This window comes from Achromobacter sp. NPDC008082, assembly GCF_042957345.1.
Classification (GTDB): Bacteria; Pseudomonadota; Gammaproteobacteria; order Burkholderiales; family Burkholderiaceae_B; genus Achromobacter; species Achromobacter kerstersii_A.
In genome coordinates this window covers 524,393-549,040 of record NZ_JBIBIB010000004.1, presented here as the reverse complement: position 1 = coordinate 549,040, position 24,648 = coordinate 524,393, and the positions used below count along the sequence as shown (strand labels likewise).

At 64.6% G+C, this 24,648-nt stretch carries 24 protein-coding genes and 1 tRNA gene; 11 read left to right on the top strand and 14 right to left on the bottom strand.

The window, feature by feature from the left end; all coding sequences use genetic code 11:
• Positions 1 to 4: 4 nt before the first annotated feature.
• The 7 genes from ACFZAI_RS18590 to ACFZAI_RS18560 all read right to left on the bottom strand — a co-directional run bounded on the left by ACFZAI_RS18590 (position 5) and on the right by ACFZAI_RS18560 (position 6,690).
• Complete coding sequence (locus tag ACFZAI_RS18590) at positions 5 to 697, bottom strand: ABC transporter ATP-binding protein (RefSeq protein ID WP_391568343.1); 693 nt, start codon at positions 695 to 697, stop codon at positions 5 to 7.
• Entirely contained in the window at positions 684 to 1,454 is a 771-nt protein-coding gene (locus ACFZAI_RS18585) for an ABC transporter ATP-binding protein (RefSeq protein WP_391568342.1), read from the bottom strand. The genes ACFZAI_RS18590 and ACFZAI_RS18585 overlap by 14 nt, the downstream gene beginning before the upstream one ends.
• Entirely contained in the window at positions 1,444 to 2,430 is a 987-nt protein-coding gene (locus tag ACFZAI_RS18580; RefSeq protein WP_391568341.1) for a branched-chain amino acid ABC transporter permease, read from the bottom strand. Before ACFZAI_RS18580 ends, ACFZAI_RS18585 begins: the two co-directional genes overlap by 11 nt.
• On the bottom strand, positions 2,427 to 3,341 hold the full coding sequence (locus ACFZAI_RS18575) for a branched-chain amino acid ABC transporter permease (protein WP_054421256.1): 915 nt from the start codon (positions 3,339 to 3,341) through the stop codon (positions 2,427 to 2,429). Before ACFZAI_RS18575 ends, ACFZAI_RS18580 begins: the two co-directional genes overlap by 4 nt.
• Positions 3,338 to 4,519: an ABC transporter substrate-binding protein gene (locus ACFZAI_RS18570; RefSeq protein ID WP_391568340.1), complete on the bottom strand. Its 1,182-nt coding sequence runs from the start codon at positions 4,517 to 4,519 to the stop codon at positions 3,338 to 3,340. The genes ACFZAI_RS18575 and ACFZAI_RS18570 overlap by 4 nt, the downstream gene beginning before the upstream one ends.
• A gap of 47 nt (positions 4,520 to 4,566) precedes the next feature.
• Positions 4,567 to 5,478, bottom strand: a complete 912-nt coding sequence (locus ACFZAI_RS18565) for a fumarylacetoacetate hydrolase family protein (RefSeq protein WP_391568339.1) — start codon at positions 5,476 to 5,478, stop codon at positions 4,567 to 4,569.
• A gap of 87 nt (positions 5,479 to 5,565) precedes the next feature.
• Entirely contained in the window at positions 5,566 to 6,690 is a 1,125-nt protein-coding gene (locus ACFZAI_RS18560) for a cupin domain-containing protein (protein ID WP_391568338.1), read from the bottom strand.
• A 199-nt stretch (positions 6,691 to 6,889) separates the two neighbouring features.
• Here ACFZAI_RS18560 and ACFZAI_RS18555 point away from each other — a divergent pair, with 199 nt between their 5' ends.
• Together ACFZAI_RS18555 and ACFZAI_RS18550 are read left to right on the top strand one after the other, a co-directional pair.
• Positions 6,890 to 7,135 carry a hypothetical protein gene (locus ACFZAI_RS18555; RefSeq protein WP_006217094.1) on the top strand — a complete coding sequence of 82 codons (246 nt, stop codon included), beginning with the start codon at positions 6,890 to 6,892 and terminating at the stop codon, positions 7,133 to 7,135.
• 42 nt (positions 7,136 to 7,177) lie between these two features.
• Entirely contained in the window at positions 7,178 to 7,366 is a 189-nt protein-coding gene (locus ACFZAI_RS18550) for a hypothetical protein (RefSeq protein ID WP_391568337.1), read from the top strand.
• Positions 7,367 to 7,464: 98 nt separating this feature from the next.
• Here ACFZAI_RS18550 and ACFZAI_RS18545 read toward each other — a convergent pair.
• A tRNA-Arg gene (locus ACFZAI_RS18545) sits at positions 7,465 to 7,539 on the bottom strand.
• 231 nt (positions 7,540 to 7,770) lie between these two features.
• On the opposite strand from ACFZAI_RS18545, the gene ACFZAI_RS18540 reads away from it, so the two are divergent.
• On the top strand, positions 7,771 to 8,715 hold the full coding sequence (locus ACFZAI_RS18540; RefSeq protein WP_391568336.1) for a c-type cytochrome: 945 nt from the start codon (positions 7,771 to 7,773) through the stop codon (positions 8,713 to 8,715).
• 70 nt (positions 8,716 to 8,785) lie between these two features.
• Here ACFZAI_RS18540 and ACFZAI_RS18535 read toward each other — a convergent pair whose 3' ends face one another.
• From ACFZAI_RS18535 to ACFZAI_RS18520, 4 genes are all read right to left on the bottom strand, one after another.
• The gene (locus ACFZAI_RS18535) at positions 8,786 to 10,309 is read right to left on the bottom strand and encodes a 3-hydroxyacyl-CoA dehydrogenase (RefSeq protein ID WP_391568335.1); all 1,524 of its coding nucleotides are present in this window, start codon (positions 10,307 to 10,309) and stop codon (positions 8,786 to 8,788) included.
• A 90-nt stretch (positions 10,310 to 10,399) separates the two neighbouring features.
• Positions 10,400 to 11,629 (bottom strand): CaiB/BaiF CoA transferase family protein, encoded by a 1,230-nt coding sequence (locus ACFZAI_RS18530; RefSeq protein ID WP_391568334.1) that lies wholly within the window; start codon positions 11,627 to 11,629, stop codon positions 10,400 to 10,402.
• Between the two features lie 135 nt (positions 11,630 to 11,764).
• Entirely contained in the window at positions 11,765 to 12,913 is a 1,149-nt protein-coding gene (locus ACFZAI_RS18525) for an acyl-CoA dehydrogenase family protein (RefSeq protein WP_391568333.1), read from the bottom strand.
• A 44-nt stretch (positions 12,914 to 12,957) separates the two neighbouring features.
• Positions 12,958 to 13,581, bottom strand: coding sequence for a TetR/AcrR family transcriptional regulator (locus ACFZAI_RS18520; RefSeq protein ID WP_391568332.1), 624 nt, complete (start codon positions 13,579 to 13,581; stop codon positions 12,958 to 12,960).
• Between the two features lie 205 nt (positions 13,582 to 13,786).
• Between ACFZAI_RS18520 and ACFZAI_RS18515 the strand changes: the two genes are divergently transcribed.
• Together ACFZAI_RS18515 and ACFZAI_RS18510 are read left to right on the top strand one after the other, a co-directional pair.
• A complete protein-coding gene (locus ACFZAI_RS18515; protein ID WP_391568331.1) occupies positions 13,787 to 14,758 on the top strand; it encodes an NAD(P)H-dependent flavin oxidoreductase in 972 nt (323 codons plus the stop codon).
• The gene (locus tag ACFZAI_RS18510; RefSeq protein WP_391568330.1) at positions 14,755 to 15,492 is read left to right on the top strand and encodes an enoyl-CoA hydratase-related protein; all 738 of its coding nucleotides are present in this window, start codon (positions 14,755 to 14,757) and stop codon (positions 15,490 to 15,492) included. Before ACFZAI_RS18515 ends, ACFZAI_RS18510 begins: the two co-directional genes overlap by 4 nt.
• A gap of 119 nt (positions 15,493 to 15,611) precedes the next feature.
• Here the strand turns inward: ACFZAI_RS18510 and ACFZAI_RS18505 are convergent, their stop codons facing one another.
• Complete coding sequence (locus ACFZAI_RS18505) at positions 15,612 to 16,445, bottom strand: enoyl-CoA hydratase/isomerase family protein (protein WP_391568329.1); 834 nt, start codon at positions 16,443 to 16,445, stop codon at positions 15,612 to 15,614.
• A gap of 116 nt (positions 16,446 to 16,561) precedes the next feature.
• On the opposite strand from ACFZAI_RS18505, the gene ACFZAI_RS18500 reads away from it, so the two are divergent.
• The 3 genes from ACFZAI_RS18500 (at position 16,562) to ACFZAI_RS18490 (ending at position 19,782) form a co-directional block, all read left to right on the top strand.
• Positions 16,562 to 17,407, top strand: a complete 846-nt coding sequence (locus ACFZAI_RS18500) for an NAD(P)H-hydrate dehydratase (RefSeq protein ID WP_391568328.1) — start codon at positions 16,562 to 16,564, stop codon at positions 17,405 to 17,407.
• Positions 17,408 to 17,527: 120 nt separating this feature from the next.
• On the top strand, positions 17,528 to 17,761 hold the full coding sequence (locus tag ACFZAI_RS18495) for a hypothetical protein (RefSeq protein ID WP_054421242.1): 234 nt from the start codon (positions 17,528 to 17,530) through the stop codon (positions 17,759 to 17,761).
• A gap of 407 nt (positions 17,762 to 18,168) precedes the next feature.
• Positions 18,169 to 19,782, top strand: coding sequence for an ABC transporter substrate-binding protein (locus ACFZAI_RS18490; protein WP_391568327.1), 1,614 nt, complete (start codon positions 18,169 to 18,171; stop codon positions 19,780 to 19,782).
• 48 nt (positions 19,783 to 19,830) lie between these two features.
• On the opposite strand, the gene ACFZAI_RS18485 is transcribed toward ACFZAI_RS18490, so the two are convergent.
• Positions 19,831 to 20,754 carry a LysR family transcriptional regulator gene (locus tag ACFZAI_RS18485; protein WP_054421408.1) on the bottom strand — a complete coding sequence of 308 codons (924 nt, stop codon included), beginning with the start codon at positions 20,752 to 20,754 and terminating at the stop codon, positions 19,831 to 19,833.
• 194 nt (positions 20,755 to 20,948) lie between these two features.
• Between ACFZAI_RS18485 and ACFZAI_RS18480 the strand changes: the two genes are divergently transcribed.
• The 3 genes from ACFZAI_RS18480 to ACFZAI_RS18470 all read left to right on the top strand — a co-directional run bounded on the left by ACFZAI_RS18480 (position 20,949) and on the right by ACFZAI_RS18470 (position 24,643).
• Positions 20,949 to 21,920, top strand: coding sequence for a succinylglutamate desuccinylase/aspartoacylase family protein (locus ACFZAI_RS18480; protein WP_391568326.1), 972 nt, complete (start codon positions 20,949 to 20,951; stop codon positions 21,918 to 21,920).
• A 68-nt stretch (positions 21,921 to 21,988) separates the two neighbouring features.
• Positions 21,989 to 23,620 carry an ABC transporter substrate-binding protein gene (locus ACFZAI_RS18475; protein WP_391568325.1) on the top strand — a complete coding sequence of 544 codons (1,632 nt, stop codon included), beginning with the start codon at positions 21,989 to 21,991 and terminating at the stop codon, positions 23,618 to 23,620.
• A 45-nt stretch (positions 23,621 to 23,665) separates the two neighbouring features.
• Positions 23,666 to 24,643, top strand: a complete 978-nt coding sequence (locus ACFZAI_RS18470) for an ABC transporter permease (RefSeq protein WP_391568324.1) — start codon at positions 23,666 to 23,668, stop codon at positions 24,641 to 24,643.
• Positions 24,644 to 24,648 lie beyond the last annotated feature (5 nt).

Below are 24,648 nucleotides of genomic sequence, written 5' to 3'. Positions count from 1 at the left end.
GCCGTCAGATGCCCAGATACCGATGCGCCAGCTCAGGCTGCGCAGACAGCTCGGCAGGCCTGCCCGACCAGGCCACGCGCCCCTTGTCGACGATGTAATGGCGGTCGACCAGCGTCGCCATCTCGGGCAGGTTCTTGTCGATGACCAGAATGGTCTGCCCCTCGGCCTTCAGCGCGCGCAGGCAGCGCCAGATTTCCTGACGGATCAGCGGCGCCAGCCCTTCGGTGGCCTCGTCCAGAATCAGCAGCTTGGGGTTGGTCATCAGCGCGCGGCCCACCACCAGCATCTGCTGCTCGCCGCCCGACAAGGTGCGCGACGACTGCCCACGGCGTTCCTTCAAACGCGGGAACAAGGTGTAGACCCGTTCCAGGTCCCACCCGCCCGGCGCCACGCGCGCCGTCGCCACCAGATTTTCCTGCACCGTCAGCGACCCGAACACGCGCCGCCCTTCCGGCACCAGCCCCACGCCCAGGCGCGCGACCGTGCTGGGCGCAGAGCGGCCCAATGTCTGGCCCCGAAACTGCACCGCGCCACCCGTTGCCGGCAACATGCCCATCACGGTTTTCACCGTGGTGGTCTTGCCCATGCCGTTGCGGCCGATCAGCGAAATCACCTCGCCTTCGCTGGCCTCGAACGACATGCCGAACAGCACCTTGCTTGACCCGTAGCCGCCCGTCAGCCCGTCAACCTTCAACATGCTCTTCTCCCAGGTAGGCCGCGCGCACGTCCGGATGGCGGCGCACCTCGTCGGGCGGCCCGCTGAACACCACGCGCCCGTACACCAGCACGCTGATGCGGTCGGCCAGCGCAAACACGGCGTCCATGTCGTGCTCGACCAGCAAGATGCCGTACTCGCCCTTCATGCCTTGCAGCAGCCGCGTCATGCGCGCCGATTCTTCTGGGCCCATGCCGGCCATGGGTTCGTCCAGCAGCAACAGCCGCGGCGAACGCGCCAGCGCCACCGCCAGTTCCAGCTGCCGCTTTTCGCCATGCGCCAAGTCTGCCGACCGCACGTGGCGGCGGTCAGCCAGCCCGACATGCGTCAGCCATTGCATGGCTTCAGCCTTCAGGCCGGCATCGCGGCGCGGATCAGACCACGCGCCAAACGCGCGGCCGCCTTTCAACATGCGCGACAAGATCACGTTTTCCAGCGCGGTGTATTCGTGGCAGAGCTCGGTGATCTGAAACGAGCGGCCCAGGCCCAGCCGCGCGCGTTCAAAGGCGCGCAGCGCCGTCACGTCGCGCCCGTCCAGATGAATCGTGCCCGAGTCCGGCCGGATCTCGCCGCAAATCTGCGCAATCAACGTCGACTTGCCCGCGCCGTTAGGGCCGATGATGGCGTGGATTTCGCCCGCTTGTACGTCCAGGTCGACGCCGTTGGTGGCCACCACCGCGTCAAACGCCTTGCGCAGCTGCGTCAGTTGCAACAGGCTTGTGGAGGTGTCAGTCGGCATGGCGCGTCTCCAGCAGTTTTCCGAACAGGCCCTTCTGCCCCCACAACACCACCAGCACCAGAATCGGCCCCATGTACAGCAGCCAATGCTCGGTCAGTGACGACAACATCTGCTCCAGCCCCAGGAACACCGCCGCGCCCGCAATCGGCCCCAGCAAGGTGCCCACGCCGCCCAGAATCACGATAGCCATGAGCTCGCCCGACTTGGTCCACGCGGCCATGTCCGGCGTGACAAGCCCGGCGTAGTTGGCCCACAGCACGCCCGCCAGGCCTGTGCCCACCGCCGACAGCACAAACGCGCTAAGCCGGTACGGCGTTGGCGCTACGCCCAGGTTCAGCGCGCGCCGCTCGCTCTGGCGCAATGCTTGCAGCACCATGCCAAAGCGCGAGTTGGTCACGCGGATGCACAGCAGCGTCCACGCCGTCAGCAACGCCAGACACACGTAGTAGAAAACCATCGGGCTTTCCAGGTTGACGCCCGGCAGCACGTTGCGTTGCGGAATCATCAAGCCGTCGTCACCGCCGTAAAACTGCAACGACACCAGAATGAAATACACCATTTGCCCGAACGCCAACGTGATCATGATGAACTGCACGCCGCGCGTACGCAGGGCCAGATAACCGAAGACCCAGCCAGCCAGCGCGCACACCGCCAGCGCAATCGGCCACACCACCAGCGCCGCGTTGCTGCCCGCCCAGCCGAAGATCGGGCCGGCCTCGGCCGTATGAAACGCGATGATGCCCACGGCGTAACCACCCAGCCCGAAGAACATGGCGTGGCCGAAGCTGACCATGGCGCCGTAGCCAATGACAAGATCCAGGCTGACCGCGGCCAGCCCGTAGATCAGAAAGCGCGTCACCACGCCGATCAGAAACGGCGAGCCCGACGCCACGGCGGCCGCGGGCAGCAGAACCAATACCGCCAGGCCGCCCAAGCCCCAGCGGGCGCGATTTGAAAGAGTGTTTGCCATCATCATCCTCGCGCCGGAAACAAGCCGCCGGGCTTGGCGATCAGCACGATCGCCATCAACACATAGATACTGGCCGAGGCCATGCCGGCCGCCAGCGGGTCCGCCGTGGCGGGCGAGAACATTGTGGACAGCAGTTGCGGCAGGAAGGCCCGCCCCAGGCTGTCGACCATACCCACCAGCAAGGCGCCCGCCAGCGCGCCGCGCACCGAACCCACCCCGCCAATCACGATGACCACGAAGGTAGTGATCAGGATGCGTTCGCCCATGCCGATTTCAACGGCCAACAGCGGCGCGGCCATCACGCCCGCCAGCCCGCATAGCAATGCGCCCAGCCCGAACACCAGCGTGTAGAGCTTGCGGATGTCGACGCCCAGCGCGTCCACCATCTCGCGATCATCAGCGCCTGCGCGGATCAACATGCCGATACGCGTGCGGTTGACGAGCCACCACAAGCCCACCGCCACCAACGCGCCAATGGCGATGAACGACAGGCGGATCAGCGGATACTGAAAGCCCGGCGCCAGCGTCACCGCGCCTTCCAGGAAAGACGGAATGCCCACCAGCGGCGGACGGCGGCCAAAGATCAGGCTGACGGCTTCGTTCGAAAACAACAGCAGCCCGAAAGTCGCCAGCACCTGGTACAGGTGATCACGCTTGTACAGCTTGCGTATCACCAGCACTTCGACCGAGATGCCGTACAGGCCCGCGCCCAGCAGCGCGGCCAGCACGCCCGCCAGAAATGAACCGGTGGTGCCGATGGCGTAGGCCGCGCAGTACGCGCCCACCATGTAGAAGGAACCGTGCGTCAGGTTCACGACGCCCATGATCCCGAAGATCAGCGTCAGCCCGGCCGCCAGCATGAAAAGCATGGCGCCGAACTGCAAGCCGTTGAGCAGCTGTTCAAACAGAAGCGTCATGATGGCATCTTGCAAAATTGGGCATAGGCGTCCTTGTCGTCAGACACCAGCTTGCGCACCAGATGCGGCGACAAGCCGCCCGCGCTGTCTTTTTCGATACGCATCAGGTACAGGTCCTGAATGGGATGCTGATTGGTGTTCATGCTGAACTTGCCGCGCAGCGACGTGAACTCGGGCTTGCGCAACGCCGCGCGAAACTCCGCCGCCTTGGACAAGTCGCCGCCCGTCGCTTTCAGGCCCACGCCGATCAGTTGCGCGGTGTCGTAGGCTTGCATCGCGTAGTCGGTGGGCACGCGTCCGTAAGCCTCCTTGAACGCCTTCACGAAGGCTTGCGATTGCGGGTTGTTGAAGTCTTGCGACCAGATGCCGGTGGTGTAAGACCCGGCCGAGGCGTCGCCCGTTGCCTGGATCATCCGCGCATCCATCGAGAAGCTGGGCATCAGCATCGGGATGGTTTTGTTCAGCCCCGCCGCCGCGTATTGCTTGACGAAGTTGATGCCGGTGCCGCCCGGATGGAACTGGTAGATGGCTTCCGGCGCCAGCGAGCGCAGGCGCGCAAGCTCCACGGAAAAATCAGACTGGTCGAGCTTGGTGTAGATCTCGGCCACGACCTCGCCCTTATAGGTGCGTTTGAACCCTTCGATGGCGTCGCGCCCGGCCTGATAGTTCGGGGCCAGCAGCACAACGCGCTTGTAGCCCAGCTCATTGGCGGCTACGCCGCCCGCCGTGTGGAAGGCATCGTTCTGATACGACGCCACAAAATAGTTCGGGTCGCACTTTTCGCCCGCGAAGTTCGACGGGCCTGGGTTCAAGCTTACGTAGAACGCGCCCGACTTCACGACGCTGGGCACCACTGCCGCCAGCACGTTGGAAAAGTTCACGCCGGTAAAGAGCTTCACGCCTGATTGCAGCAGGCGGTCGGCAGCCTGCTTGGCGTTGGCGGGCTTCAAGCCGTCGTCTTCAATCACCAGCTGCACCGGCACGCCGCCCAGCTTGCCGTCGCCCTGCTTGATGGCCAGGTTGAACGCATCGCGCTCGTCTTCGCCGATGTAGCCTGCCGGCGTGGACAAGGTGGCGATGAAGCCGATCTTGACGGGTTCGGCGGCAACCGCCGCGCCCATGGCGACGGCGGCGGACAACACAGCGGCCAGGCCGCCCAGTTTTTGTTTCTTGATCATGTTTTCCCCTTGAAGACTGCGTTGCCCGCCTTGCGGCCGGGCGTTGCCTACACCGCCACCACCGGATGACGCAGCGTGCCGATGCCTTCTACGCACGCCACCACCACATCGCCCGGCCACAACCATTCCTGCGGCTTGCGGCCCGCGCCCACGCCTTCGGGCGTGCCGGTGGCGATGATGTCGCCCGGCTCCAGCGTGATGCCGGCGCTGATGTCCGAAATCAGGAACGGCACCTTGAACAGCATGTGGCGCGTGTTGGAGCCCTGCTTCTTCTCACCGTTGACGGTGAGCCACAAGTCCAGCACCTGCGGGTCCGGGATTTCGTCGGCGGTGACAATGCACGGGCCGAACGGCGCGTACGTGTCCTGGCCCTTGGAATAGATCCACTGGCCCGCGCGGCGGCAATCGCGCGCGCTCATGTCCAGCATGACGCTGTAGCCGAACACATAGGACAAGGCGTCGGCCTCGGCCACGCGCGTGGCGCGCCGGCCCATGATCACGGCCAGTTCCACTTCCCAGTCCAGCTGTTGGGTGATCTTGGCGTTGTGTTCGATGGCGTCGCCCGGGCCGATGACGGTGGTGGGCGGCTTGGAAAAAATCACCGGCTGCTTGGGCAAGTCGGCGGACGTGTCCAGCGTGCGGCTGGATTCCGCGACGTGCTCCACATAGTTCAGGCCGATGCCGAAGATGCTCTTGCGCGGGCGCGGAATGGGCGCAAGCAGCTTCACGTTTTCCTGCGGCAGCGCCGTGCCAACAGGCCATTCGCCGCGATAGGCGTCCATCAGGCGCGTGGCTTGCGCAACGGCAACGGGGCCCAGGTCAATGAACGCCAGCATGTCGGCGGGCAGGTCCACGCCGCCCGCTTGCCCCAGCAACGCCAGGTCAATTACATAGCCTTCGGCCAGCGCGCCAAGCCTTGCGGCGGCCGTGGGATGAGCGCGAAAAGTCACCAAGCGCATAGGAACTCCATTGATTCAGAACGAGTTGAGCCAACGCGCGAGCCCAGCCCGCGCGGCGAATAAAAATGAAAGAGGGATCAGGCGGCGCTAGATCAGCACTTGATGGCCGTCGTTTTCCTTGACCGCTTCTTCGCGGTACAGCGCCAGCGAACGCATCACGGGCAGGTCGTTAAAGCAGAACAGGCAGGCGTCGTCGTTGGACGACAGGTTGACGTGTTCGTGGATGGCCCACGACGGCACGCAGAAAATGTCGCGTTCGGTCCAGTCGTAGCGCTTGCCATCGATGATGGAAAATCCGCTGCCCTTGGCCACTTGATAGAGGAAGCTGCCGGTGTGCCGATGCGCCTTGGTGTGTTCGCCGGGGCGCAACAGTTGCATGCTGGCGCCGATAGTCGGCATGACCGAACCGCCTGTCGCCGGGTTCACGTATTCCAGCAGGATGCCGTCAAAGGGGCTGCCCGCGGTGGTGCGCGCATAACGGCGCAACGCTTCGTAGGTGGGCTCCCATTCGTACTTGAATAGCGGCGAGTACGGCTTCGTCCAGCCCGACACCTGCGGACGCAATGCCGCGTTGCCCCACGCCGCGCTAGTGTCGTCCACGGGATAGGTCACCGGCTGGTTCAGGTCGGGATGCACGGCGTAGAAACCCGCTTCCAGCGCGTTGACCAGCGGAATGTCCAGCCCGTCTTGCCAGATGCAGGTGGTGCCATCTTCGGCCACGCCGTGCTCGTGCCAGGTGCCGTTGGGCGTCAGCACGAAGTCGTTCGCGCCCAGCGTCATCTTGTGGCCGTCGACCACGGTGTACGCGCCCTGGCCTTCCATGATGAAGCGCAGCGCCGAATGCGAATGCTTGTGGGCGGACGCCAGCTCGCCGGGCTGCATCACCTGCAAACCTGAATACAGCCAGCCCACGGCGGCGGCCACATCACGCCGGCCGGGGTTATTCAGATAGATGACGCGCCGGCCGGCCTCTTCGGGCGACACCAGCTCGGCCGACCGCAGCACATGGCCCCGCAACTCCTGATAGCGCCACACCACCGGCACCGACGCCGAACGCGGCGCCCAAGGCTCGATCTTGTTCGCCACCGTCCACAACGCGCCCGTTTCCAGGCGCGCAAGCTCTTCGTAATAGGCGATGCGCTCGGGCGAGTCGGCCACATTGGCGCGGCCTGCGGTGTCCTCGCGATAGGCGTCGTACCGGTTCGCTTCCATCCCTTGCCTCGTTTTTTATAAAACTTCGTGGATTTTCGAAAATATTAGAGGCGAGGCGGATTTTGATCAATGATTGCCCGCTAGGGGTTTTCCCGTGCGAAGAATATTGTTGGCGCCAGGCGAATAAATACTGTACAAAAACACAGTGCGACGTGATACATTTCGCTCGCCCGAAAAACTGTCGTCCAGGGAGAATCCTGTGTCCGAAGCCGCTCATCTTGTTCAGTACATCGTCGTTCCCTATCGCGCCGCCGCCAACGGCGTGGCGCCCGGGGAAATCCGTCCGGCCAGCAGCGAATTCGGAGCCATCCGAATCGCCAACTCCATGGCCTCCAAATTCGCAGGCGTCGCCGCTTACGAAGTCTGGATCGACAAAGAAACCGGCGACATGGAGTCGCCGCGCATCCTCACGCAAATCGGCACGGTGCCGTCGCTGGATGATTGAAGTGGGGTTGCGCTGATGGCCAGTTTTGCGTTGACCGCGTGATTGGCAATCTTTGCGCTGATGGTGTTGGTTGCGATGTTGCTTGCGCTGTTTGCGTTGCTTGCACTGTTTGCGCTGTTGCTTGGATTACGCCCGCTGCCGTTCAAACCGGAAGCGGGCGTTGTCATTTTCGCGCACGGTCACGCGCGGCTACTGCACGGCGGAAAGCGCAGGGCGGAAAACGCACGGTGAAAAATGCAGCGCGTGATTTTTTCTTTTTGAATATCGGGGAATATTGCCAAGAGGCTGGCTGGCCGTTGCGCGTAAAACCATCAGAGCGTGGTTTCAAGTGGCGCGCCCGACAGGAATCGAACCTGTATCAAGAGCTTCGGAAACTCTCATTCTATCCATTGAACTACGGGCGCAGCGCAAGGAGGCGACATTGTACCTAGTTTTCGCTAGCGTGCATGAAGTGGATCAAAACCTCCTGCAATCTCATCGAAAACCCCGGCAGAGGCATTGGACGCTCGTCCCTGACACCGTTATATAATCCAGCGTTTGCTTGCAGGCGGATGCGTCAATAGTCCGCCGATTTGTGCAGTTACTGATTTTCTGTTGCCGCCGCCAGGCGCCCCACCCGTTAGCAGGATTTGGTCATGAGCAACGAGCAGGAACACATAGAAGAGCACTCCTCCCCCATCAAGACCCCCAAGCAACTGGTCGTCACGATCGTTCTATCTTTCGTGATCCCAATCGCCATCATCATCCTCCTGGTGAACATGGTGGTCTCCGGCAACAAGGTCGGCGCCGGCTCTGACACGCTGACGCAAGAAGCCATCACCAAACGTATTGCACCCGTCGCGGGTTTTGAACTGGTTGACGCCAACGCGCCCAAGGTCTTCAAGACGGGCGAGCAGGTGTTTGCCGCCGTCTGTACGGCCTGTCACACCGCCGGTGTGGCCGGCGCACCCAAGATGGGCGACAACGCGGCCTGGGCGCCCTTCATCAAGTCCGGGTACGACACGATGTTGAACGTGGCGTTGCACGGCAAGGGCGGCATGCCGGCCAAGGGCGGCAACCCCACGCTGTCCGACTACGAAGTCGCGCGCGCCGTGGTCTATATGGCCAACAAGTCCGGCGCCTCGCTGCCTGAACCCGCCGCCCCCGCGGAAGAAGGCGCGAAGAAGGAAGCGGATGCCGCGCCTGCTGCTGCTCCTGCTGCTACTCCCGCCGCTGGTGCTGCGGCTGCCGCAGCACCGGCTGCCGCAGCATCGGCTGCCGCAGCTCCCACGGCTGCTGCTCCTGCCGCTGCCGCTCCTGCTGCTCCCGCCGCCGCCCCGCAACAGGCCGCCGCCGTGAACCCGGCAGGTGAGAAGCTCTACAAGAGCGTCTGCTTCGCCTGTCACGCCACAGGGGTCGCCAACGCGCCCAAGTTCGGCGACAAGGCCGCGTGGGACCCGTACATCAAGACCGGCATGGACGCGATGGTGAAGGTCGCCATGCAAGGCAAGCCGCCGATGCCCCCGAAGGGCGGCGCCGCCAACGCCTCGGAAGACGACATCCGCGCCGCCGTGCAATACATGGTGGACGCCGCGAAATAAATCCGGCGCGCAAACAAAAAGCCCCTTGATTGCTCAAGGGGCTTTTTTTATCGCCGTGCAATGTCAGCGCTTATTCCGCCGACGACTTCAGCAGCGACATGCCCAGCTGCACGCGGCGTTGCAGCCACAGGCTGGGGCGATAACGGGGGTCGCCCGTCACGCGCTGCATGCTCTTCAAGATTTCCAGGATGCGCTCGGCGCCCAGCTTGTCGCCTAAGGCCAGCGGGCCTACCGGATAGCCCAGGCCCAGCGTCACGGCCTGGTCGATGTCTTCCGGGGTAGCAATCTGCTGCTGCGCGATGTCGCTGGCGATGTTGACGATCATGGCCACGATGCGCTGTGCGATGAAGCCCGGCGAATCCTCGATCACCGTCACCGGCACGCCGTCGGCGGCCAGCAGCGCGTGGGCGGCGTCGCGCCACTTGGCGTCGGTAGCGGGCGACACCATGACAGTGCGGCGCTTGGCGCTATCGAATGCGTACAGCGTGTCCAGGCCCACCGTGCGGCTCGCGTTCAAGCCTTGTGCGGACACCGACGTCGACACGTCATCGCCAAACGGCGTCACGATGATCAGCGCATCGGCATCAGGCGAAGAACCGGTGACAAGCGTCGCGCCCAGCTTTTCGACCAGCGCCGACGCACGCGCATAGCCTTCCGCGTGCTTGGGGCTGACCCAGACCTTCAAGCCTCCCGGCAGCGCCGGCACGGGCGGTTCGGCCGGCACCTGCTTCTGGCCATCGGCGTAAACGTAGAAACCTTCACCCGCCTTGCGGCCGATCAGGCCGCCCGCCAAACGCACGGTGGTGATGGGCGATGGACGGAAACGCGGCTCGTCGAAAAACTGGCGGTAGATGGATTCCATCACCGGGTGCGACACGTCAAGCGCCGTCAGGTCCAGCAGCTCGAACGGGCCCATGCGAAAGCCGGCCTGCTCGCGCATGACGGCATCCACTTGCGCAAAGGTCGCGACCGATTCCTGCGCCACGCGCAAGCCTTCGGTATTCATGCCACGGCCTGCGTGGTTGACGATGAAGCCCGGCATGTCTTTTGCGCGCACAGGCGTGTGGCCCATGCGGCGGGCCAGCGCGGCCAACGCGTCGCCGACTTCGGGCGCGCTGCGCAGGCCGTCGATCACCTCAACCACCTTCATCAACGCCACGGGGTTGAAGAAGTGATAGCCCGCCACGCGGCGCGGATGCTTGCAGGCAGCGGCAATGGCGGTGATGGACAGCGACGACGTATTCGACGCCAGGATGCAGTCTTCCGACACCACGCCTTCCAGCGCGGCGAACAAGTCACGCTTGACGTCCAGGCGTTCGACAATGGCTTCCACCACCAGCTGGCACGCCGACATGTCGGTCAGCGCCGTGGCGGTTTCCACGCGCTCCAGCGCGGCTTGCGCGTCGGCGGCGGTCAGCTTGCCCTTTTGAGCCAGCTTGTCCCAGGTCTGGCGCAACGACTCGCGCGCGGCGGCAACCGCATCGGCGCTGGTGTCGTACAAGCGCACGCGCAGGCCGGCTTGCGCCGCGATCTGCGCAATGCCGCGCCCCATGGCCCCGGCGCCTACGACGCCGATGGTTTGAATCTCCGTCATCAACTCTCTCCTGCCTGTATTGGAATGGATCGTGCGCGCCGTGGCGGGGCGCAAGGAAAACGGGGCGGCGCTTGGCCGCCCCGTTTCCGGTCAGGACTGGGTCTGCGCCAGCGCCTGGATTTCTTCGGCCGACAGGCCCAGCTTTTCGGCCAAGACCTGTGCGGTGTGCTCGCCCAGCATGGGCGGCGGACGGCGGTATTCGACCGGACTGTCCGAGAACTTCAGCGGGCTAGACGCCATCGGCACGCGGCCGGCGGCCGGATGCGGCAGCTCGCGCTTCATGCCGCGCGCCAGCACGTGCGGGTCTTCATAGACCTGGTCCAGCGTATTGATGGGGCCGGCCGGCACGCCGACGCCTTCCAGCGCAGCCAGCCAGTGGTCGCGCGCGCCTGTGGCCATGCGCTCGGCCAACAGCGGCACGAGCTCGGCGCGGTTCTTCACGCGTTGCGGGTTGGTGGAAAAGCGCGGGTCCGCCGACAACTCGGGCAGGCCGATCGCACCGCAGTAATTGCGGAATTGGCTGTCGTTGCCGACCGCCACAATCAGGTGGCCATCGGCCGCCGCAAACACCTGATACGGCACCAGGTTCTGATGCGCGTTGCCCGCGCGCTTGGGCGCGACGCCCGAGGTCATGAAGTTCAGATTCTGGTTGGCCAGCATGGTGACCTGGCAGTCCAGCAAAGCCATGTCGATGTGTTGACCCTGGCCGCTGTTGGCGCGCTCAAGCAGCGCAGCCAGAATGCCCACGGTGGAATACATGCCGGTCATCAGATCGGCCACGGCAACGCCCGCCTTTTGCGGACCGCCGCCCGGCAGATCATCGCGTTCGCCGGTGATGCTCATCAGCCCGCCCATGCCCTGGATCATGAAGTCATAGCCGGGGCGGCTGGCGTAGGGGCCGGTCTGGCCAAAGCCGGTGATCGAGCAGTAGATCAGGCGCGGGTTGATGGCCTTCAGGCTTTCGTAGTCCAGGCCGTATTTTTTCAGGCCGCCGACTTTGAAGTTCTCAACGAGGATGTCGCTTTGCAGCGCCAGTTCGCGCACCAGCTCGGCGCCGCGCGGCGATGCGATGTCCAGCGCCACCGACATCTTGTTGCGGTTGGCCGACAGGTAGTACGCCGCTTCGGTGGTGTCGTTGCCCGCTTCGTCCTTCAGGTACGGAGGACCCCAGGCGCGCGTGTCGTCACCCGAGCCGGGGCGTTCGATCTTGATCACCTCGGCGCCAAGATCGGCCAGGTTCTGAGTGCACCAGGGGCCCGCCAGCACGCGGGTCAGGTCCAGCACGCGTATGCCGGTAAGGGGAGCGGGACGTTGCGACATCTGTGTTCTTTTCGCTAGATGAGAAATGAAAACGGCGGACCGCTAGGGTCGCGCCCGGAGCACCAATTCGTCAATCCGGATATTAGCCGGTTGGACACTTTGGACACCAAACCCGGGTTTGCGCGCGCTGCGGCCTCAGGAATGCGCTTTGATCGTCTCGCGGGCGATCACCAGCTGCTGAATTTGCGAGGTGCCTTCAAAGATGCGGAACAGGCGCACATCACGGTAGAAGCGTTCAACAGCGTACTCGGACATATAGCCCGCGCCGCCGTGGATCTGCACGGCGCGGTCGGCCACACGGCCCACCATTTCGGTCGAGAACAGCTTGCAGCATGCGGCCTGCATCGTGGTGTTCTCGCCGCGGTCGCGCATGCGGGCGGCGTCCAGCACCATGCAACGTGCGGCATAGAGTTCGGCCTGGCTGTCAGCGATCATCGCCTGGATCAGCTGGAATTCGGCAATGGGCTGCCCAAATTGCTTGCGGTCCATGGCGTATTTGACGGCGTCCGACAGCAGGCGGTCGGCAATGCCCACGCACAGCGCCGAGATATGCAGACGGCCCTTGTCCAGCACGCGCATCGACGTCTTGAAGCCGTTGCCTTCTTCGCCCCCCAACAAGGCGCTGGCGGGCACGCGGCAGTTGTCGAACACCACGTCACTGGTCAAGGCGCCCGCCTGGCCCATCTTCTTGTCGGGTTTGCCGATGATGAGGCCGGGCATGCCGGCTTCGACCAGGAAGCACGAAATCGAATTGGCGCGGCGCTCGGGCGCGGTGCGCGCCATGACCGAGAACAGGCCGGCGATGGGCGCGTTGGTGATGTAGCGTTTGGTGCCGTTCAGCACGTAGCTGTCGCCGTCGCGTTCAGCGGACAGGCGCAGCGCCATCGCGTCGGAACCGGCGTCCGGCTCGGTCAGCGCAAACGAGCCAATCAGTTCACCGCTGGCCAGCTTGGGCAGGTAGCGCGCGCGTTGCTCGTCGGTGCCCGCCAGCACGATGGCTTGCGAGCCGATGCCGATGTTGGTGCCCGCCAGCGAACGGAACGCGGGCGAGGTCTGGCCCAGTTCGAACACCACGCGCACTTCCTCTTCCATCGTCAGGCCCAGGCCGCCGAAGTCAGGCGAGATCGACAGGCCGAACAACCCCAATTCGCGCATTTCGTTGACGATGGCCGGCGGCACCTGGCCGCTCTCGGCCAGCTCGTCTTCGGCGGGGATCAGGCGTTCGTGCACAAAGCGGCGCACGGCGTCCAGCAACAGGTTCAGGGTTTCGGTGTCGAGGGCCATGATGGAAGTCTCAGAAAGGGATGCGAAACGTGGGCGGCGGCGCGTCAGGCGCGCATGCCGCCAACCAATAAATCGAAATATCCAGCGGCGATGGTTTCAGCGCTGTCGCCCTGGCCGGGCTTGTACCAGCGCACCATCCAATTCAGCATGGACAGCACGGCGCGGCCCGTGGCGGCCACATCCAGCGGGCGGAATACGCCGTCGGCCACACCTTGCGCGATCAGTTCACGCAGGCGCTTTTCGTAGCCGTCACGCAGCCGCGCCGCGTCTTCGCGTTCGGGCAGGGCCATGCCGGAATAACCAATCAGCATCGTGACGAATTCAGCATGGTGCTGTTCGAAGTAGCGGGCGTGGCCCACCATGAAGGCGCGCAGGCGGGCGGCGGCGCCGTCGGCGTCGGCCACATCCTGGCCCACGTTCTGCGTCAGCCCGCTCAGTACGCCCAGGATGATGGCGTCGTAAATGTCCTGCTTGGTGGTGTAGTAGTGATAGATGGCGGCCTTGGACACCCCGATGGCGGCGGCCAGGTCCGACACGGAACTGCCGTCGTAACCGCTTTGGGCGAACAGCTTGGCGGCTTCTTCCAGAATGCGTTCGCGCGGCGCGGCCAGCGTGGGGGGCCGGCCGGCGCGGGCGCGCTTCTGGGCGGGAGGGGCGGAGGTCGCCATGACAGCCTTTGCAGGGGCTGCGCGGGGCGGCGCCAACGGGGCCACGCGGGCCTCCATTGACAGCGGTTCAGCGCATGCCGTTAAATAAAGATTAATTAATTACCGGACGGTCGGTAGGTAATTATAGGCACATCCGCCTTGGGTGCTCAAGCCTGAATGCAGGCCCGCCTTTTCTGGACTGACCTGGACACAACGCGACGACGCTATGCCCCACTCTCTTGTGACAGATTTGTATGGCCAGATGTCCCTGCCGGTCATCAGCGCCCCCATGTTCATCGTCTCCAACCCGAAGCTGGTCATCGCCCAGTGCACGAGCGGCATCGTCGGGTCATTTCCCGCGCTGAACGCGCGTCCGCAAAGCCTGCTGACCGATTGGCTGGATGAAGTCCAGGCTGGCCTGGCCTCGCACCGCGAAGCCAACCCCGGCGCCGTTGTGGCGCCTTTTGCCGTCAACCAGATCATTCACCAGTCCAACGACCGCCTGGAGCAAGACCTGGCCGTGTGCGCCAGCCACCGCGTGCCGCTGATCATCACCAGCCTGCGCGCACCCGGCGACCTGGTCAAAGGCGTGCACGATTGGGGCGGCAAGGTCTTCCACGACGTCACCACCCTGCGCCACGCCGAAAAGGCGCTGGAAGCAGGCGTCGACGGATTGATTCTGGTGTGCGCGGGCGCCGGCGGCCACGCAGGCACGCTGAGCCCGTTCGCGCTGGTGTCCGAAGTGCGCCGCTTCTACGACGGCCCACTGATTCTGTCGGGCGCCATCACCACCGGCGAGCACGTGCTGGCCGCGCTGGCCATGGGCGCGGACTTCGCCTATATGGGCACGCGCTTCATCGCCAGCGAGGAAGCCAACGCCAGCGAAGGCTATAAGTCAGCCATCGTCGAGGCCAGCGCGTCAGACATTCTGTACACGCCCTTCTTCACCGGCATCCCGGGCAACTACCTGAAGGCCAGCATCACGGCGTCGGGGCTGGACCCGGCCAACTTGCCGCAGCCGGACAGCGGCGCGTCCAACTTCGGCTCGTCCCGGGTCAAACCGTGGAAAGACATCTGGGGCGCGGGCCAGGGCGTGGGCGGCATCGCCAGCGTGGAACCCACCCGCAAGATCGTCGACACGCTGCGCCGTGAGTACGACGACGCAAAGGCCCGGCTGGCCAGCCGGACGTACGCATGAGCGCGGGCCTGAAAGTTGCCCGCGACGGGGCCGTCCTGACTCTCACCATCGACCGCCAGGACCGCCGTAACGCACTGGACACGGCGACCTACGCCGCGCTGACGGAACAGATCGTGCAGGCATCGGCGGATCAGTCCGTATCCGCCGTGATCCTGACGGGCGCGGGCGAACACTTCACGGCCGGCAACGACCTGCGCGACTTCCAGGCGGAGCGCGGCGCGGGCGACAGCGCCGGCCTGACGTTCCTGCGCGCGCTGACCACGGCCGAGGTGCCGGTCATCGCCGCAGTCGAGGGCTACGCCATCGGCATCGGCGTGACCTTATTGCAGCACTGCGATTTTGTTCACGTGGGCGACGGCGCCACCTTGCGCATGCCGTTCGTGGCGCTGGGGTTGTGCCCGGAGGGCGCATCCAGCCTGCTGATGCCGCGCCTGGTGGGCCGCCGCGCCGCCGAATGGCTGTTGCAGGGCAAGGCGTTTACCGCGCAAGACGCGTACGAGGCCGGGCTGGCTACGTCGGTGACGGAAAAAGGCCAGGCGCTGGCCGCGGCTCAGGCCACTGCTGCCGACCTGGCCCGCCAACCGCCCGCCGCGCTGCGCCTGACCAAGGCCATGATGAAACGGGCGGATCGTCAGGCCGTTCAGGAAACGCTGGACTACGAAGCCCAGCAGTTCCGCGCCCGCTTGCAAACAGACGAAGCGCAAGCGGCGTTTGCGAAGTTCTTTAAGAAGTGATGATGGGTTGCGCGCGCGGTCTAACGCGCGCAACCCATCGCCTTAAAACGGCGAATCCTTAAAGGGGCGATCCGTAAAACGGTGAATCCTTAAAGCGGCGATCCTTAAAACGGCCATCCTTAAAACGGCGAATCCGGCCGGAAATTCGGCGCCCGCCGTTCGCGCAAGGACTTCACGCCTTCCTTCACGTCCGGTCCGCCAAAGCCCATGAATTCCAGCGCCAACGACGTATCAAACGTCGGCCCGGCCATGCGCAACCAGTTATTCAGCGAATACTTCGTCCAGCGGATCGCGGTCTGCGAACCCGCGGCCAGCTTGTTCGCCACCTCGAACGCGCGGGAGATAAGTTCGGCCTCGTCCACGCACAAGGACACCAGGCCGATGCGCTCGGCCTCTTCGCCCGTGACGGTTTCGCACAGCATCAGGTAGTACTTGGCTTTGGCCATGCCGCACAGCAGCGGCCAGACGATGGCGGCGTGGTCGCCTGCCGTGACGCCCAGGCGGGTGTGGCCGTCGATGATGCGGGCGTCGCGTGCGGCAATTGAAATGTCGGCCAGCAACCCTGCCACCAAGCCGGCTCCCACGGCCGCGCCATGCATGGCGGACACGATGGGCTTGTTGCAGTTGATGATGTTGTAGACCAGGTCGCGGGCTTCTCGCCAAACGCGGGTGCGCACGTCGAAGTCGTCGGCCATCTGCTGAACCAAGTCCAGGTCGCCGCCGCCCGAGAAGCCCTTGCCTTCGCCGCGGATCACCACCACGCGGGTGTCCGGGTCGGTATCGATGTCGCGCCAGATGTCGGCCAGTTCGCGGTGCATGCGGTCATCGGCCGTAGACAATTTGCCCGGCTGGCCGCCCTTGGCGCCCATGATCAGCTCCAGAACACCCCCGGGATGCCGGCGCAACTTCAGGGATTCATAGGCCGAATAGTGTTGCAGCGTGATATCTGTCATTGTCTTCTCCGCATTGTCTTTCGCAGTGGGGCGGGCCTGAAGGCCGGCGTGTTTTTGCGCACTATAGTGGATAGATCGGCCCCCACCTTGCCGTTGTCCCTTCGGAGCCTCAGCCAATGAACACCCCCGCCCCCATCGACCGCGCCGCGCTTTCCGCCCTGTTCTCCCCCCGGGATGCGGACACGCATAAGGGCAGTTTTGGCACGGTAGGCGTGGTGGGCGGCGGGCCGGGCATGACGGGCGCGCCGCTGCTGGCGGCACGCGCCGCTTTGAAGATCGGCGCGGGCAAGGTGCTCGTCGGCTTTGCGCAAGAAACGTCCCCGCTGCCCTGCGACCCGCAACAGCCCGAACTGATGCTGCGCGATGCCCGCGCATTGCTGGATGAAGACCTGGGCGTGACCGCTTGGGTCGCCGGCTGCGGCATCGGCACGGGCGCGCTGGCGGCCAACACGCTGTCCGAACTGTTCGTGCTGCGCCGGGAAGCGCCGCTGGTGCTGGACGCCGACGGGCTAAACCTGCTGGCCTGGGGGGATGTCCAGCCCAACTGGGGCGATGGCCCGGTCGTGCTCACCCCGCACCCTGCCGAAGCCGGCCGTCTATTAGGTATCAGCACCGCTGACGTCCAGGCCGACCGGCCGGGCGCGGCGTGGAAGCTGGCTCAGCGCTATCAGTGCTGGGTGGTGCTGAAGGGCGCGGGCACGATCGTCTGCGCGCCGGATGGCTCCTCGCGCATCAATACCAGCGGCAACCCGGGCTTGGCTACCGCCGGAACCGGGGACGTATTGGCCGGCATGCTGGGTTCGTTGATTGCGCAAAAGCTCCCGTGGGACCAGGCGGTGGCCGGCGCCGTCTGGCTGCATGGCGCCGCCGCCGACGCCCTGGTCGCACAAGGCATCGGCCCCATCGGCTTGACCGCCGGCGAGCTCGCCGATGCCGCTCGCGCCCTGCGGAACTCGCGCTAAGTCCCTGCCAAATAAACATTTTTACAACATACTAGGGTTTTCCCTGAAATGGTCGTTGCTTTCTATTTAGGGTTATCCCTATAATGGATTACCCCAAGACGAAACGGACTGGAGAAGACCATGAGCGAACTGACCTTGAACCACACTGCCCGCCTGACCGACGCCCTCGAGCGTGACCTGCTTCGCGGCGCCCTCGAAAACCAACCGAATTCCCACCCGCTGACCAACCTGAAGAAGGCTGGCCAAGCCGTGATCGCCGCTGTTGCTGGCGTCTTTGCTTTCATCGACGAAGTGAACGAATCGATGAACAAAGCCCGCGCCGCCAGCTCGCGCTTCTCCGGCTCTCAGTGGTAAGCACAGCTGCGCTGGGCTGAATCGCGAACGATCTCCCGCGATTTCGCCCGGCGCGCTGCCGTTGCAACGCCCGCTTGCTGGCCCAAGCGCCCCTTGCAACGGACCTTCGGCGCCCGACCCTCACCGGGCGCCTTCGCGCCGCGCCGGCCTCGCTTTGAAGCATTGCGAGGCCCCCGCGGCGCCCTCACTTCCCCCGCCATCCCCGCATTCTCTCGGCGTTTTCCCTAGCGCCCGGATTGCCATTCTTCATTGACAGCGCGCGAAGCCCCTACCGATAATCGGCCCCTTGCCGTCGTGCCTGGCGCCAACACACCCTGAGCCCTTTGGCCGACACCTGCTGTGTCCGCCCGGCCGCGGTGGTTTCCCGCAAGCACGATCCGGTTCGTTATCCATCCGGAGTTGTCACCATGAAGTTGCGCACCACCCTGGCCCTTGTGGCCGCCGCCATCCCCTTGGCTGCCGCCCAAGCCCAGACGCTGAAGATCGGCCTGTCGGCCGAACCCACTTCGGCAGACCCCCACTATCACAAGATGACGCAGAACGACGCGTTCTCCGCGCACGTCTACAGTTCTCTGGTGGGCCGTAGCGCCGACATGAAACTGACGCCCCAACTGGCCAAGTCCTGGAAGAACCTGGACGACCTGACCTGGGAATTCAAGCTGCGTGATGACGTCAAATTCTCGAACGGCAAGCCGTTCACGTCCGAAGACGTGCTGTTCACGATCTGCCGCACGCTGAACAACGAAACCAACGTGTCGCAGTCCTATATGGACATGACCAAGCGCATCACCGACGTGCAAACGCCGGACGCGCACACCGTCATCATCAAGACCGGCGAACCCTTCCCGCTGATGCCCGCCGAGCTGGCCCGCTCGCTGCCCATCGTGTGGAACGGCATCGTCGAACACGGCAAGCTGACGTTCGACCCGAAGAAGGGTTGCGGCGTGACGGGCGCCTGGCCCACCGTGGCTGACTTCAACAACGGCAAGGATGCCATCGGCACCGGCCCGTACACCCTGAAGTCCTACGTGAAGGGCACCGGCATCGAGCTGGTCCGCAATGAACAATACTGGGGCGAGAAGCCGTACTGGAAGGAAGTGAAGTTCGTGCCGGTGCCGTCCGCCGGCCCGCGCCTGACCGGCCTTTTGTCGGGTGACTTCGACATGATCGAAAACCCGGCCGCCCGCGACCTGCCGCGCCTGAAGGACAACCCGAAGTTCGGTTTCGTGGCCACGCCGTCCACCCGCCTGGTGTTCTTCCAGCCGGACGTGGGCCGCAACCCGAGCCCCTTCGTCAAGAGCGCCGACGGCAAGAACCCGCTGCAGGACCTGCGTGTGCGCAAGGCCATTTCGATGGCCATCGACCGCAAGACCATCACCGCCCGCATCATGGACGGCATGGCCACCCCGGCCTACCAGTTCATGCCCGACGGCATGTTCGGCGCGCTGCCCAAGGCTCCGGAAATCAAGTACGACCCCGAAGGCGCCAAGAAGCTGCTGGCCGAAGCCGGCTACCCGAATGGCTTTGAACTGACGCTGTCGTCCACCAACGACCGCTATGTCAACGACGGCCAAGTCGCCCAAGCCGTGGCCCAGTACCTGGCCCGCGTCGGCATCAAGACCAACGTGGACGCCATGACGGCTTCCATCTATTTCCCCAAGCGCGCCAAGCGCGAGTTCAGCTTCTCGATGGGCGGCTGGCCGGCGGAAACGGGTGAAGCGTCGGCGCTGTTCCAGCTGTGGGTCGCGTCGCTCGACTCGCCCGCCAGCCTGGGCACCAGCAACTACGGCGGCTTCTCCAACGCCGATTTCGACAAGGTCTACAAGGAAGCCATCGTGACCGTGGACGCGCCCAAGCGCGAGAAGCTGTTGCAGCAATCCACGCAGATCGCCCTGGACAACGTGCCGCTGATCCCGCTGCACTTCGAAAGCAGCATCTGGGCTTTCCGCAAGGGCATCACGTACGAAGGCCGCCGCGACCAGTACACGCTGGCCACCTCGGTGACGCCTGAAAAGAAGTGATCAGGTCCGCCTGAACGACAAAACGGCTGCCTTCGGGCAGCCGTTTTTTTACGCCTTCGCCGCCACCGGGCCGGCCGCCAGGGCCTGGTCCAGCTCACGCGACAGCAGATCAATAAACGCCTCCGCCTTCGGGGGCAGCACGCGGCCCGGCATGACCTGGATCTGCAAGGTGCGGGATTGCAATTCCGCATTGGAAATGGGCACCGCCACGAGCTCGTCGCGCCGCAAGCTCCACGCCACCGAGATATAGCCGCTCAACATGATGGCGTCCGATCCGAACACGAAGCCGTGCAAAGGCGAGGAATCGTTGCACGTCAGCACGGGCTCCATCTGTACGGATTCCAGCGCGCAGCCCATGTCGAACAGCTGCCGCGTGGTGGTGCCTGGCCCGGTCAGCGCCAACGGAAACTGGCTGAGATCTTGCAGGCTGACGCTGCGCCGGCCTGCAAGCGGGTGGTCGGCCGCCATCACCGCGTGCACCGGCGCGCGGCGCGAATAGCGGACGCTGACCCCTTCCGTGCGTTCGGCGATGAAGGTCATGCCCAGCTCGACACTGCCTTCGGCCACCTTGCGGCTGACCTCGGCGGGCGACCCCACGAACAGGTCGAAGCGGATGTTGGGCCGCTCCTGGCGAAAACGCGCCATCACCGATGGCACAAAAATGCGCGCCACGCCTTCAACCGCCGCCACCCGGATCTCGTTGCGGGCCACGCCCTTGGTCGCGGCGATTTCCTGCAACACCGTCTCGGCCTCAAGCATCGTGCGCCGCGCATGCACCAGCAGCAGCTGGCCGGCTTCGCTTAACACCATTCCCCGCGCGGCGCGCTCGAACAGCGGCGCGCCGGCCTCTTCCTCAAGCTTGGCGATCTGCCGGCTGATGGCCGACACCGCCACATGCAGGCGTTCAGACGCCCCGCTCAGGCTGCCCGCCTGGGCCACCTCCAGAAAATACTTCAAGGCAATGCCGTGCACGTTCCGTCCTCGGTTGCGACGCGGGCCATCCAACGCTCAAGCTTTGCCTTTTATGCAAAGCCGCCGATAAATATTCTAATTGTAGAGAAAGCTCCCAAGCTCCTAGAATTCGCCGGGACCGCGTCTTACTGGCGCGCGATTGAAGCCCTAGACGTCTATCCCCTATACAATCCCCTCGCTTCATCGGAGTTCCCATGCCCACGTCGACACCCGCGGCTCATCCGCGCCCTTTTCTTCTTGCCTGTCCGGATCTGTCGGCAGAACGCTTGGGCAATACGGATACCCCCGGTGTCTGGCATTTCGACTCCGGCGTGCCGGGCAAGCGCGTCATGTTGAGCGCGCTGATCCACGGCAATGAACTGTGCGGCGCCTGGGCGCTGAAAGAAGCGCTGGCCGCCGGGCTGCGTCCGCGCCGCGGTTCGCTGACCCTGGCGTTCTGCAACCTGGCGGCGTTCGACCGCTTTGACGCCACCAATTACGCCCCCGCGCGCTTCGTCGACGAAGACATGAACCGCGTCTGGAGCGACGACAAGCTCAGCCTGCCGATCAGCCAGGAACGCCGCCGCGCCGCCGACATTCGCCCCTGGGTGGAACAGGCCGACTGGCTGCTGGACTTTCATTCGATGAGCAATTCCGATGTGCCGCTGCAACTGACGGGCATGGAACAACGCAACATCGACCTGGCCCTGGCGCTGGGTAACCCCGCCACCATCATTGCTGACGCCGGCCACGCCGCGGGCGTGCGCATGCGCGACTACGGCCGCTTTGGCGAAGCCGGCGACAACGGCACACGTTCGCTGCTGATCGAATGCGGATTCCACGGCGCGCCCGAAGCGCGCGGCGTGGCGGTCGACCAGATGGCGCGCTTTCTGGTGCAAGCCGGCACGGTGGACCAGGCAGACATTCCCGCCAGCTGGTTCGCGCCTGCCGCATCGGCCCAGCGCGCCCTGCGCGTCACGCATGCCATCGCCGCCAAAAGCGCCGACTTCCGTTTCGCCGAGCCCTGGAAGGGCCTGGAAACGCTGGCCACCGCCGGCACCGTCATCGGCTGGTCCGAAGGCGAGCCCGTCGTCACGCCCTATGACAACTGCGTCCTCATCATGCCGTCCACCGCGAACCTGCGGCCCGGCGTGACCGTCGTCCGGCTGGCGCAGCCCATCGTCTGATTCAAGCAAACGAGCGGCGCCCACCAACGAGGCGCCGCCGGAAATATCCATAACAACAAGGGAAGAGCATGTCCGCCAAGGTTTACCTACGCAGCGCATTACTGGCCTGTACGCTGGCCGCCTCCGCCGCCCAGGCGCAGGCGCCCGCCGCCGGCTCCACGCTAAAGATCGGCTTGTCGTCCGAGCCGACCTCGATGGACCCGCACTATCACCAGGCGACGCCCAACGATGCGATGACCTCGCATATGTTCGAAACGCTGGTGGGCCAGAACGCCAAGATGGACCTGATTCCGCGCCTGGCGACCGCCTGGAAAGCCGTGGACGACACCACGTGGGAATTCACGCTGCGCGACGGCGCCAAATTCTCCAATGGCCAGCCCTTCACCGCCCAGGACGTGATCTTCACGTTCTGCCGCGTGATGAACAACGAGCAATCGATTGGCGGCTCGTACCCGGCCATCGTGCAGAAATTTGCCAATGTTGAGGCGCGCGACGGCAACAAGCTCGTCATCAAGACGCTCAAGCCCTACCCGCTGCTGCCCAACGACCTGACCCGCACGGGCATACTGTGGAGCGGCATTGTCGAGCACGGCCCCATCACCTTCGACCTGAAAAACAAGTGCGGCGTGACGGGCCCCTGGCCCACGGTGGCCGACTTCAACAATGGCCGCGACGTCATCGGCACCGGCCCCTACACACTGAAGTCCTACGTGAAAGGCACCGGCATCGAGCTCACGCGCAACGACGCTTATTGGGGCGACAAGCCGGCCTGGCAGGCCGTCAAGCTGATCCCGGTGCCGGCCGCTGGCCCGCGCCTGACGGGTCTGCTGGCCGGTGATTTCGACCTGATCGAAAACCCCGCCGCGCGCGACGTGAAGCGTATTTCGGAAACGCCGGGCTTCGGCCATGTGATCACGCCGTCGGTGCGCGTGGTGTATTTCCAGTTTGATGTGGCCCGCAGCCCCAGCCCCACGGTCAAGGCCGCCGACGGCAAAAACCCCTTGCAGGACGTGCGCGTACGCCGCGCCATTTCCATGGCGATCGACCGCAAGACCATCGCCGCCCGCATCATGGACGGCGCGGCCACTCCCGCCAACCAGTTCCTGCCCGACGGCATGTTCGGCACGCTGCCGCACCCGCCAGAGCTGAAGTACGACCCTGAAGGCGCAAAGCAGCTGCTGGCGGAGGCCGGCTACCCCAACGGCTTTGAACTGGCCATCTCGTCTACCAACGACCGCTACATCAACGACGCACAGATTTCGCAAGCCGTGGCGCAGTACCTGTCGCGCGTAGGCATCAAGACCACCGTCGACGCCATGACGCGCTCGGTGTATTTCCCCAAGCGCGCCAAGCGCGAATTCAGCTTCGCGATGGGCGGCTGGTCGTCTGAAACCGGCGAGGCCTCGTCTTTCCTACAATACTGGGTTTCCCGGTTCGACAAAGAGCATGGCCTGGGCACGAGCAACTACGGCGGTTACGACAACCCCGAGTTCGATGCCGTGTTCAAGCGCGCCCTGGTCACCGTGGACCCCGCCGAACGGGAAAAGCTGCTGCAACAGTCGCTGACGCTTGCACTGGCTGACCTGCCCAGCATTCCCCTGCATTTCGAAAGCAGCATCTGGGCGTTCAAGAAGGGGCTGGTCTACGAAGGCCGGGCCGATCAGTACACCCTGGCCATGTCGGCCAAACCCGCCAAGTAAGCACTCGGCGCCAAGCAACCCTGAGCCCACCAAGGAAATCATCACGTGGCCTTGTTCATCCTACGCAGACTGATCCAGAGTCTGTTCGTACTGCTGGCCGTTTCGGTCGTGGTCTTCTTCGCGGTGTATGCCGTGGGCGACCCGATTGAACTGCTGGTCAGCCCCGAAGCCAGTCAGGCCGCGCGCGAGGCGATGATCGCCCGTCTGGGCCTGGATCTGCCCGTGTGGCAGCAATACACCGGGTTCCTGTGGCGCGCGCTGCACGGTGACCTGGGCACGTCTTTCGTGCACGGCATTCCCGCCGTTGAACTGATCGTGCAACGCATTCCCGCCACGTTCGAGCTCGTGTTCGTGGCCATCATGCTGACCTGTTTGATCGGGATTCCGCTGGGCCTGGTCGCCGGCCTGTACCGCGATGATTACCTGGGCCGCGGCATCATGTCGACGTCGGTGCTGGGCTTTTCGCTGCCGAACTTCTGGCAGGGCATGATGCTGATCCTGCTGTTCGCCGTCTGGCTGGGCTGGCTGCCCGCCACGGGCCGCGGCGACACCGTCACCGTGCTGGGCGTGCGCCTGTCCATCCTGACCGCCAACGGCTGGTCGCACCTGATCATGCCCGCCATCAACCTGGCGCTGGCGAACATTGCGCTGGTGCTGCGGCTGACGGCCTCGGGCGTGGTCGAAGCGCGCAGCCAGGACTACGTGAAATTCGCGCGCGCCAAGGGCGTGAAGCCCGGACGCATCGTGCGCCGCCACATCCTGCGCAACATCCTGATCCCGGTCGTCACCGTGATCGGCATGGAATTCGGCAGCCTGATCGCCTACTCCACCATCACCGAAACCGTGTTCGCATGGCCCGGCATGGGCAAGCTGCTGATCGATAGCGTCTACCAGCTGGACCGCCCCGTAGTGGTCGCGTACGTGATGCTGGTCACCCTGATCTTCGTGGTCATCAACCTGGTTGTGGACATTCTGTATGCCGCGCTCGACCCGCGCGTGCAGCTCGTGACCCCCGCTCAATAATCCGC